This is a genomic window from Sphingomonas bacterium (genome assembly GCF_903643035.1).
Classification (GTDB): Bacteria; Pseudomonadota; Alphaproteobacteria; order Sphingomonadales; family Sphingomonadaceae; genus Sphingomonas.
Genome location: NZ_CAHJWW010000074.1, coordinates 1 through 11,008 on the forward strand (window position 1 = coordinate 1; position 11,008 = coordinate 11,008).

The 11,008-nt window shown below is 67.6% G+C and carries 9 protein-coding genes; 3 read left to right on the top strand and 6 right to left on the bottom strand.

What is annotated here, in order from left to right:
• Positions 1 to 80: 80 nt before the first annotated feature.
• From HUV01_RS06635 to HUV01_RS06655, 5 genes are all read right to left on the bottom strand, one after another.
• Positions 81 to 1,781: an arylsulfatase gene (locus tag HUV01_RS06635; protein ID WP_217430936.1), complete on the bottom strand. Its 1,701-nt coding sequence runs from the start codon at positions 1,779 to 1,781 to the stop codon at positions 81 to 83.
• Positions 1,782 to 1,830: 49 nt separating this feature from the next.
• A complete protein-coding gene (locus tag HUV01_RS06640; protein ID WP_174297515.1) occupies positions 1,831 to 2,754 on the bottom strand; it encodes a TauD/TfdA dioxygenase family protein in 924 nt (307 codons plus the stop codon).
• Positions 2,755 to 2,766: 12 nt separating this feature from the next.
• On the bottom strand, positions 2,767 to 4,131 hold the full coding sequence (locus tag HUV01_RS06645) for an MFS transporter (RefSeq protein WP_254606429.1): 1,365 nt from the start codon (positions 4,129 to 4,131) through the stop codon (positions 2,767 to 2,769).
• Between the two features lie 103 nt (positions 4,132 to 4,234).
• On the bottom strand, positions 4,235 to 6,658 hold the full coding sequence (locus HUV01_RS06650; protein ID WP_174297517.1) for a TonB-dependent receptor: 2,424 nt from the start codon (positions 6,656 to 6,658) through the stop codon (positions 4,235 to 4,237).
• A 739-nt stretch (positions 6,659 to 7,397) separates the two neighbouring features.
• Positions 7,398 to 7,733: an ATP-binding cassette domain-containing protein gene (locus HUV01_RS06655; protein WP_174297518.1), complete on the bottom strand. Its 336-nt coding sequence runs from the start codon at positions 7,731 to 7,733 to the stop codon at positions 7,398 to 7,400.
• A gap of 320 nt (positions 7,734 to 8,053) precedes the next feature.
• On the opposite strand from HUV01_RS06655, the gene epsC reads away from it, so the two are divergent.
• From epsC to HUV01_RS06670, 3 genes are read left to right on the top strand one after another with little or no spacing between them, the layout of a single operon-like run.
• On the top strand, positions 8,054 to 9,022 hold the full coding sequence (gene epsC, locus HUV01_RS06660; protein ID WP_438827152.1) for a serine O-acetyltransferase EpsC: 969 nt from the start codon (positions 8,054 to 8,056) through the stop codon (positions 9,020 to 9,022).
• The gene (locus tag HUV01_RS06665) at positions 9,019 to 9,822 is read left to right on the top strand and encodes a gamma-glutamyl-gamma-aminobutyrate hydrolase family protein (protein WP_174297520.1); all 804 of its coding nucleotides are present in this window, start codon (positions 9,019 to 9,021) and stop codon (positions 9,820 to 9,822) included. Before epsC ends, HUV01_RS06665 begins: the two co-directional genes overlap by 4 nt.
• Before the next feature lie 27 nt (positions 9,823 to 9,849).
• Positions 9,850 to 10,065, top strand: coding sequence for a hypothetical protein (locus HUV01_RS06670; protein WP_174297521.1), 216 nt, complete (start codon positions 9,850 to 9,852; stop codon positions 10,063 to 10,065).
• 106 nt (positions 10,066 to 10,171) lie between these two features.
• On the opposite strand, the gene HUV01_RS06675 is transcribed toward HUV01_RS06670, so the two are convergent.
• The coding region (locus HUV01_RS06675; RefSeq protein ID WP_174297522.1) for a pirin family protein at positions 10,172 to 11,008 on the bottom strand (837 nt) is incomplete at its 5' end.

An 11,008-nucleotide genomic window follows, 5' to 3' on the forward strand; every position in this document is an offset into this window, starting at 1 on the left:
CGCGCAGCGCGGCGCGGGCGGAGGGGCCGGCACGGCGGATGCCAGGACGGCCGCCGCTCCCGTGGCGAGCGCGGCGCGCATCACCGCTCGTCGCCTGCCACGGGCACCGGGATCGGTTCGTCGCGGGGCGGGACGACGACCTGGTGGTTCTTGGCATAGACGTCCCAGGCCACGGTCAGCGTCCGAAGCCGCCGGGGTTCGGCGGCGGCCAGGTCGCGAGTCTCTCCCGGGTCGCGTGCAACGTCGAACAGCCGCCAACGTCCGTCGCCGACGCTTGTCCGCCCCCGGATCGCGGCATTGCGCGGCAGGTACACCGCCTTCCAGTCCCCCTGCCGCACGGCGCGACGGTAGAAGAGTTCCGAGCCGACCACCTCCTGAGGACCCCGGACGACGTCCGTCCGGCCCGCGAGCAGGGGCGCCAGGCTGTGCCCCTCATGCGGCAGGATCGGATGCCCCGCGAAGCTTGTCGGCTGTCGAAGGCCGGCCAGCGACAGCAACGTCGGGGCGACGTCGATCACCGACAGGTCGGCCCCCGCGATACGATGCCCGGCGACGCCGGCGCCCGCCACGAAGGCCGCGGTGCGGGTGCCGCCTTCGGTCGTATAGGCCTTGAACAGCCAGGACGGAGCCGAGTTCGCCTGAGCCCACCCCGATCCATAGCCGACATAGGACGTCGCGGCCCCGATGTTGGCGAGGCTGTTGTCGATGCCGAGGGTGGCGAGCTTCGCCTGCGTGTCCGCCTGCTGCGGATGATCGATCGTGCCGCCTTCCGGGCCGTTGTCGCCCAGGAACACGATGACGGTGTCGTCGTAGCGGCCCGTCCGCCTCAACGCCTCGATCACGCGGCCGACGTCCCGATCGGTACGATCGACCATCGCCGCATAGACTTCCATCGTGCGCGCTTCCGCGGCACGTTCCCCGGTCGTGAGCGTCGCCCAGGGCCTTGCCTCCTCGAGCGGATGCGGCACAACGTCGGCCGCGACGAGCCCCAGCCGTTTTGCGCGCGCCAGCCGCTCGGCGCGCAACGCCTCGTATCCGGTGTCGTAACGGCCCTTGTAACGGGCGATGTCCTCGGGCGGAGCCTGCATCGGCCAGTGCGGCGTCGTGAAGGCGAGATAGGCGAAGAAGGGGCGCGGATCGTCCCTGCCGCGCTCCAGATAGTCGATCAGCCGGTCGGCATAGACATCGGCGGAAAAGCGCCCGGTCGGATAACGGGCAATCGCGCCATCGTCGCGATAGGTCGGCGCCGCGCCGATCGCCGCCCAGGCTGCCGACTGGTCCGCGCCGAAATGGTTGGCGAGCCCCTCGAGCAGGGCGAAACTGTGCTCGAAGCCGCGTGCCGCCGGACCGCGCTCCGGTGACAGGCCAAGGTGCCATTTGCCGGCCATGACGGTGCGGTAGCCGCCTTGGTGCAGCAGCTCGGCGATCGAGGCGACACGATCGTTGAGATAGCCCTCGTACCCCGGCTGGCCCCGCTGAGCCGGGACCAGCAGTTCAGCCATCGATCCGAGCCCGGCTTCATGATTGTCGACGCCGCTCATCAGCATCGCCCGCGTCGGCGAACAGGTCGGCGCGGTATGGAAGCCGGTGAACCGCACGCCACCATAAGCCAGCGCGTCCAGATTGGGCGTCGCGATCTCGCCACCGAACGCGCCAAGATCCGACCAGCCAATGTCGTCGGCGACGATGACGAGGAAATTGGGCTGTCTCGCCGGTTGCGCCGCTCCGGCGGATGCCGTGGCGGCGAGCGACGCCGCGAGCAGCGCGAACATGGGCTTCATCGGTCTTCTCCCGGAACAGCGGGCCGGCGTCCGCGCCGGCCCGAACGCCTCACCCTGCGGCAGCCACAGGCTCAGGCTTGATCGCGCGGCTCGCGACGCCGTCGATGCCCACGGGCACGTCGCCCGCGATCGTCGCCCGGCGCAGCTGCCTGCCGAAATCGGCTATCGCGCGATGCTGCGTTGCCTGGTTGTCCCACACCGCCACATCGCCCACCTGCCAGCGCCAGCGCACCGTGTTCTCGGGCAAGGTCGCATGGTCTTGCAGGATCGCGAACAGTCGCTGCGAATCCGCCTGGTTCAGCCCGACGAACTTCTGGATGAAGTGGCCGAGCAGCAAGGCCCGTTCCCCCGTCTCTGGATGGACGCGCACCACCGGATGCTCCGTTTCGTACACCGTCGAGGTGAAGACCTTGCGATACTGTTCGGTCGCGGCGTCCGTCGCATCCGGCTTGATCGCGGCATAGTCGTAGAGGTTGGAGTGGATCGCCCGCAGCCCGTCGGCGAGCGTCCGCAATGGCGCGGGCAGCGACTCATAGGCGGTCACACCATTGGCCCACAGCGTGTCGCCACCGGCCGGCGGTATCGTCAGCGAGCGCAGGATCGACGCCTTTGGATAGGCCGGGACGAAGGTCACGTCGGTGTGCCAGCTCGATGCGGCCTGCCCCTCGCGGCTTTCGAGATCGAGCAGGAAGCGCGAGCCGGGCGCCACTGGGACGGTCGGGTGCGCGACGGGGTCGCCCAGCCGCGCGGCGAACGCCTCCTGTCCCGCATCGTCCAGCGCATGCTGGCCACGAAAGAAGATGACCTTGTGCCGCAACAGCGCCGCGCGGATCGCGTCCAGCGTCGCATCGTCGATCCCGGCCCCGAGCGCGACGCCGCGGATCTCCGCGCCGATCCGTCCGGCGGTGGGGATGATGTCGAGCGGACCGTCGCTTGCGGCGGTGTTGACGAAGTCGTGCTTGATGATGGTCATCTCTGGTCTCCTTCAGGCGGGGTGGATGGGGAAAGCGAGGTCACGCCCGGCGAGCTGCGCCTCGATCGACGCATGCGCCGCCTGGTCGAGCGGAAAGCGGTAGAGGAGCGCGGCCGACACCATGTGGGCAAGCGCCGGGCCGAGCGCGAAGACGAGCTTCAGATGCTCCAGCACCGCCGGCGGGTTGCTCCCCCTGGCGACGAAACCGAACCACGCGACCAGCGGCAGCGCGATCCCGAGCGACAGCGCGGTGCCGGCCTTTTCCGACAGGCTGAAGACCGAATGGAACAGCCCCGTCCGGTTCACGCCTGTCTGCAGCCGGTGGCGGTCGGCGAGGTCGCCGACGATCGCGCGCAGCATCAGATTGCCCGATCCCTGCGACAGCCCCTGCGCGACCGTCAGCCCGATCAGCAGCCCCAGGTCGCCCGGAAAGACCGACAGCAGCCCCAGGTTGATCGCGACCTGCACCAGCTCGCCCGCGATCGCGGCGCGATGCTTGCCGATCCGATACCCGATCCGCAGCCAGATCGGCGCCGCCGCGAGCCCGAACACGAACTGGAGCAGGTACAGCCCGAACGCCCAGCGAGGCAGGCCCATGTAGGAGACGGCGAAGAAGATGATGAGCGCGGCGCGCATGCCCTGCCCGGTGCGCACCGCGACGTCGGAGCCGAGAATGCGCAGCAGGAGGCCATCGGCGAGGATCAGCCGCGCGGTAGCGAGAAAGGGCTGGGGCGGCGCCACGCTCGCCGGCAGCGGCGCTTCGGAAAACGACGTCAGCGTCAACGCGAGACCCGGCAGCAGGGTGACGAGGATGAAGCCGCCGATCGCCGCCATCTTCAGCTGCCCGTCGTCGGGGCGGACCTGGTCGATCAGCGTCGGCAGCACCTGGATCAGCAGCAGGCCGAGCGCATAGGCGCTCAACTGGTAGGTCACGATGCGCGTGCGCGAATGGTACCGCCCGCTGAGTTCCGCGCCCCATGCCGACAGCGGCGTCTGGATCATCGTGAAACTCGCGGAGAACATGAGCAGGACCGCGCAAAGATAGGAAAGGCCGGCGGAGCGCGGGGGAAAGAACAGCAGCCAGGTCGCGACCGCGAACAGGAGGCCGCCGATCGCGATCCATGGCCGGCGGCGACCGAACCGCGTCCGCGTGCGGTCGCTGAGCGCGCCGGCGACCGGATCGGCCGCCGCGTCGATTAACCGCATCGCCAGGAACAGCAGCCCGATGCCCGACAAGGAAATGCCGAACTCCGCCGCATAGAATTGCGGCACGAAAATCTGGATCGGCAGAAGCGCGCCGCCCACCGGCAGCCCGACCGACGCGAAGGCGGCCAGCCGGGCGCGCGGCAGGTGGCCCGTCACGCCCGGGCGAACCATGGGGGAAGTCGTGGACGCGGATGGTGCGAAAGCCGTTGCCATGGTGGACCTTACGAAAGGATGCCGGGAAGTCCGCGCGGGTCGCGGCGGTGCGGCGCGCGCATCAGAACTTGCGTGTCACGGTAAGGCCGTACCGGCGCGGGTCGCCGAACACTTCCTGGATCGGCGTGGTCGCCGATGCGGTCGAATAGGCGACGGCGTACAGCTTGTTGAACAGGTTCTTGGACCAGACCAGCGCGGACCATCTGCCGTCGGTCGTGCGCGCGCCGATGCCCGCGTTCACGAGCGCATAGGAGGGCTGGCGGTAGAAGGCCGACCGTGGGTTCACCAGGTTCGTGCCGCTGCGATAGGCGACGTTCCAATAGCCGGTGAGGGCGATCCTGGACGATACGGGATGATCGGCATCGATCCCGCCCTGCAGCGTCCATCTGGGGGCATTGCGCAGCTGGTATCCGGTGAGCGACAGCGTGGTGATGCCCGCGGCAACGCCCTGCACGGTCGCGAGATACGCCTGGTACTCGAGCGGCGCCGGCGCATTGGCGTAGGAGAGATACCTTGCGTCGTTGTAGGCGCCGTTGGCGAACAGGCTGAACCCCCGACCCAGCTGGGCCGCCGTCTCCAGCTCGACGCCGCGCAGCCGGACCTTGCCGACATTGGCCAGATACCCTGCAAGCAGCGGCTGGCTCTGATCGACCTGGGTGTCCTGATAGTTGGAGATGGTGTTGTTGTAGAGATTGAGGTTCGCGGTCGCCCTTCCGCCAGCGAAGCTTGTCTTGACGCCGGCCTCGAAGTCCGTGGATTTTTCGGGCTGGACGATCAGCACCGCGGATTGGGCCGCGGTGGCGGCGGTGTTCACAGCGCCCGATTTCTCGCCATAGCTCGCCGAGGCATAGACGTTGACATTGTCGTTGACCCGCCATGCCGGATTGACCAGCCACGACCATGATCCGTGAGTGACCGATGCCGCGATGGAGTAGGCCGGCGTGGCCACCGCCGCCGGTGGCGACGATCCACCGAAACTGGAGCCGACCACCGTCGCCGACTTCTTCTCGCTTGTATACCGGACGCCCGAGGTCAGCGAGAGCCGGTCGGTCGCATGCCAGGTCGCCTGTCCGAAACCGGCGATGCTGTCGACCTTCAGCTTGCCGTCGCGATCCACCTCCAGTCCGTTGAGGGTAGCGGATGCGGCGGTCGGCCCGAGGAAGAACGCCGAGGCATAGGGAAAATAGATCGTCCGCAGTCTGCTTTCGAGGTCCTCGTGAAGGTAATAGCCCCCGATCGTCCAGTCGATCGGCTTGCCCGATCGCGAGGCGATCCGGACTTCTTCCGAATACTGGTTCACGTCCACATCGAAGCCGTTGCGGAATACGGGCAGCGGCGTGAAATCATTGTCGTTGTACGGCCGGAAGTACAGGCGGCGCCACGCGCTGATCGAGGTGAGGGTTGGGCCGCCCAGATCGACGTTGAGCTCGTTCGACACGCCGTCGACGCGCGACCTGAGCCGCCCCTGCGTGTCGAAATTGGCGTTGTAGGGCGCGTTGTAATTGGGTGTCAGCTTGAGGTTCTGCGTCACCTTCTGCGTCCAGCTCGCCGTGCGTGCGGACAGGACGGAGCCGTCGAGGCGCAGGTTGCTCAGGATGTCGCCGGCCACGGGGTAGAAGTTGTTGTACTCGTACGTGTCGTAATGTTCGGCGATCAGGCGATCCGAGACGCCGGACGCCGGCTGCCAGAGCAACTGGCCGCGCACGGACCAGCGATTGCTGTCGAGGTACTTGGCCCCGTCGACCGCATTGGTGATCCAGCCGCCGCCCGACGTGTTCGCGACCGTCAGACGCGCCGCCAGCTTGTCGGTGAGCGGCCCGGTGACGTTGGAACGGGTTTGCCACAGACCGTAGTTGCCGTACGTTCCCGCTATCGACGCGGATGGGGTAAAGCTCGGCTTCTGGGTCTGGACGATCACCGCACCGACCGTCGTGTTCTTGCCCAGCAACGTTCCCTGAGGCCCGCGTACGATCTCGATGCTGTCGAGATCGACGAAGTCGAGCCAGCTGAAACCGACATGGGTGAAGAACACGTTGTCGACGATCAGGCCGACGCCGCCCTCCGCGCCATCGTTGCTCGCGTTCCCCCCAAGGCCACGGATGAACAGGCCGGAGACCCGCGTGTTCTGCTGAAGCGCGCTGAAGTTCGGAACGCGAACGGTCAGATCGGCAAGACGTTCGAGATGCTTGGCCGCTAGCTCCTGGCCTCCGACCGCGCTGATCGCGATCGGCACGTCGATCAGCCGTTCGTTGCGGCGGCGTGCCGTGACGACGATCTCTCCGTCGCCCGTCCTGCCGGAGCCCGCATCCTCCGAGGCGACGGAGACCGTTTCCGTCTGCCCGGGCGCAGTCAGGAGCGCCTGGGCCGTGGCGCCGTTCGGGGCCGAAAGCGCGGTGCCGGCGAGCGAGGCGAGCGCCAGTCGTCCGGCGCGGGCACGGCCGATCCGCTTCAGCTCCGTCGGCGCGGCAGACAAGACAAAGGTCATGCAGCTAATTCCCTGTGCAGTTTCCCGCAGTTCCGCAGTCGCGGCACCGGCCTGGATCCATCGCCCTGCGACGAAGCGCCGGCATCAGGCGCGGTGGCACACAGATGCCGAGCGCCCGGACGACGGGATATTTCAAGTATCCACTGTCCATGATCCGTTCCGGGCCTGAACAGATCATCACGACCGCTGCTAAGCCCGGATCGTTTCAGAATCCGTTTTCAATCACCAGCCACATAGCGAAACGGAAAAGCTCCCGTACCTACCCGGACGCAGCGCAATAGCTTCAGGATCGACATCGCATCTGCATCACGACCACCTAGAGTCATCAAAATGGTAATATGATTATCGTGAACACGTCGACGATCACGCGGATCAGGAGACCGGCTCACCCTGTTCTTGGCTTCGTCTTAAATCATAGTTACAAGATAGGGGTTAGAAACACACTTGTCCTATGCCCGGCGCAAGTCTGAGTTTAGGGCCGTTCGATCAATTGACGTGGCGGATGCCGGCATCGGTACGATCACTGGTCCCGGTCGTGCGCACCTCGAAGAGGCCGGTCGGATCGCGGACCTGTCGTTCCCGGGATCGGACCTGCCGCGTCGGTGGGGCGCGGCTCTGCCGCCGCTCAGGTCCTTGATCGTGGCCGCCGCGCGCAGGCCGGTGGCGGTGAGGGCAGGGGAACCGTGTCCGCCCGCCGCGAGACCCGATGGCGGTCAGCGCGCGAGCAGCCGGTCGAGGATCAGGCCCTCCAGCGCGGCCAGCGCGGCATCGCCGTGGCGGCGCGGGCGCGGCACCGGGATCGCCAGGTCGACGACGATCCGACCCGCCTCCAGCAGGGCAGCAGGCGAGGCTCCTGGAACACCAGTCGGGCGTTCGCATGACAGACTTCGACCTTGCCGCCGTCGATCGGCACAAGACCCATGATGGCGCGCAACAGCGTGCTCTTGCCACAGCCTGAGCGGCCGACGACCGCCACGAACTCGCCCGGCGCGATCGACAGGTCGCGAACGGTGACGGGTGCGCCGGTTCTGCACCGCCTCTCCTGTTCCACGAGGCGCAGGGCGGGCTGTGTCATGCCTCAAACCTTCGCATGGACGGGGTTCCAGCGGAGCAGCCGGTGTTCGAGCGCGCGGGTCAGGCTGTCGGCGACCTGGATGCGAATTGGACTCTTGAGCCGTCCGGACGCGATCGGACTCGTGGTGGCTTGCTTGCCGGCCGGCGGAACAGAGCCTTGCTCGAATGACCATCCAAGCGGACCCGGCCGACTTCTAACGATTTTTCGACAGGCGATCCTGCGGCGCATCGCAGCTTCGCATTGCTCAACATCTTCTTTCATATCCTATCGCATTCGTAGGTTATGCTCCGGCAGGAGATGCCCGGATGAGTTCCCCAGCAGTGTTGACTTTCAGACCACCACCCCACTCGCCGACGTGCGACGAAGGAGCCTCGGCGATCGGCGCGGCCATCGCCTCGCTTGCCGGTGTCCGCGCCGCTTGGCAGGCACGGCACGACGAAGGTCGCGACGTCCACAGTTTCCCGTCCCGGGCCGCCGTCGAGCGTATCGTCACGCTACTCGCGGCGGTGCTGTACCCCCGTCGGCTAGGCCTGTTCCGCGGCCCGGCGGCCGAGATCGACGGCTTCGTCGCCGCCAAGCTGATCGCCGCGCTCGCCGACCTGGAGCGTGAGATCGGCAGCGAGCTTGGCTATTGGCAGCCGGAAGCACGCACCAGCTTCGACGCGGATCAGCCGGCGGCGATCGTGCGGCTGTTCGCAGCTACGCTGGGCGAGGTACGCCGGCTGGTCGACACCGATGTCGAGGCGGCGTGCCGCGCGGACCCGGCCGCACGCAGCGTCGACGAGGTGCTGGTCTGCTACCCCGGCGCGATCGCCAGCCTGCACCACCGCATCGCCCACCAGCTCGATGCATTGGGAGCGCCGATCGTCGCGCGGATCATCTCCGAACTGGCGAACGAGCGTACCGGCATCGACATCCATCCGGGTGCGACGATCGGCGCGCACTTCTTCATCGATCACGGCACCGGCGTGGTGATCGGCGAGACGGCGGTCATCGGCGAGCGGGTGAGGCTGTACCAGCACGTCACCCTGGGTGCGCGAAGCGCCTTCGGACCGGTGGCGGATGGAGTCACCACTCGCCACGCCCGGCATCCGATCGTCGGCGACGACGTGGTGATCTATGCCGGCGCAACGATCCTGGGCCGCGTCCACATCGGCGACCGGGCGACGCTTGGCGGCAACGTCTGGATGTTGTCGGACGTCGCCGCGGATGCCGTCGTGGTCCAGCCGGAGGCGATCCACCTGGCGTCGAGCGAGGCCCGGAACGCCCTTGGCCGGGGCGAGGCGTGACGACGCGGAGGCCGGTGATCGGCGTCCTGTGCTGCAACGAGGTGGCCGCGCGACCGGTGCAGGTCGTCGCCAGCCGTTTCGTCGAGCCGCTGTCGATCCTCGCCGCCGCGACGGTGTTGCTGGTTCCGGCGATTGCCGAGGTCACGGACATGCTGGCGGTGTCGCACGTCCTCGACGGCTTGTTGCTGACAGGCTCGCGCTCGCATGTCGCGCCGCGCCGCTATGGTGGTACGATAGGCTCCCACATCCTCGACGAGGAACGTGACGAGGTCGCTCTGGCGCTCGCCGCACGGATGATCGAGGCGGGCAAGCCCGTATACGGCATCTGCCGCGGGCTGCAGGAGATCAACGTCCTGTTCGGCGGCACCCTGTCCAGCGAGCGTTGCTCGGGGAGGCATCATTCGGGGTCCTGGGATGCCGGGTACGACACGTTGTTCGACCACCGCCATGAAGTGGTACTGACCGATGGGGGCCTGTTGTCGATCGCCGCGAACGCCAGTCGGCTGACGGTCAACTCGGTCCACGAACAGGGCATAGACCAGCTCGGCTTCGGCCTGTCGGTCGAGGCACTGGCGAGCGACGACGGTCTGATCGAGGCGTTCTCGGCCAATCCGTGCGGTGGCGATGTGCTGGCGGTACAGTGGCATCCCGAATGGGATGCCGGCCGCTCGCCTGGCAGCCGCGCCTTCTTCACCCTCATCGGCGCGTCGCTGCGACGCAGTGCCGGCCTCGACGTCCAGGGTCCCGCGACACTTCCCTACCTTTCCCGCAGCACCATTGGTGGACTGCGCGGCCACTGAACCGGTTCACCTGAGGAGAGTACGAACATGAAGCTGATCGCCACCGCTGCCACCGTCGCCGCCGCGCTATCCTTGTCCGCTTGCGCCAGCCATGATGCCGCCGGGAGCAACGACACCGCCACCAACGTGCAGGTGCTGGATGGCGAGGCTCCGGTCGAGGCGAATGCGGCTGGCGACAACGACTTCGCTCCCGACGATGCCGCGCTCAACGGCACGTCCACGCCCGTCTCGAACGCTCGATAGCCATCCCGCGCCCTGCGCGACCCGAACACGCCGGCGAAGCTCCCCTGGCGTAACCTTGGCCCGGCGGTCATCCGCCGGGCCTTTTCCTGCATGGCTTCGCCGCATCCTACGCCCCGACGCCGACCAGCGGTTCGGCTCCGTCGAACTTGCCCGCCTGGTAGTCGCGTATCGCGTCGCCGATCTCTTCCCGCGAGTTCATGACGAACGGGCCTTGCGCCACGACCGGCTCGCCGATGGGATCGGCATGGGCGAACAGCAGCGTGACGTCGGTGGTCGCCTCGACCGCGACCGCGTCCCCGTCGTCGTTCAGCGTGACGAGGTGCCATTGCTCCACCGCGGTGCCCGCCACCGCTACCGTTCCGCCCACGACGTAGAGGAACACGCTTCGACCCCGTGGCGCGGGCAGGTCGATGCGCGCGCCCGGATCCAAGCGAACGACCGACATGAACACGCCGGTCAACGAGCGGATCGGTCCTGTCCTGCCTTCGAACGTGCCGGATACCAGCTCCAGCGTGCCTTGCCCGTCCGCGATGGGGATCGCCGGGATCTGGTCCGCTTGGACGCCCGTATAGGCCGGCGTCGCCATCTTGAGCCGCGCCGGCAGGTTCACCCACAGCTGCAGGATCTCGAGCGGGCCGCCCTGCCGCTTGAACGACGGCGGCGATACCTCGGCATGGATTAGACCCGATCCCGCGGTCATCCACTGCACGCCGCCGGCCTCGATCACGCTCTGGTGGCCGCCGCTGTCGTGATGGGCGAGGCTGCCGGTCAGGATGAACGTCACCGTCTCGAAGCCGCGATGGGGATGCGGCCCGAACGGCAGGCCGTTGTTGCCCGGCTGGTAGGTCTGCGGTCCGTGATGATTGAGGAACAGGAACGGGTCGACCTGATCGAGGCCCGGGCCGGGCACCGGCCGGCGGGTCGTCAGGTCGGCGATGTCGTC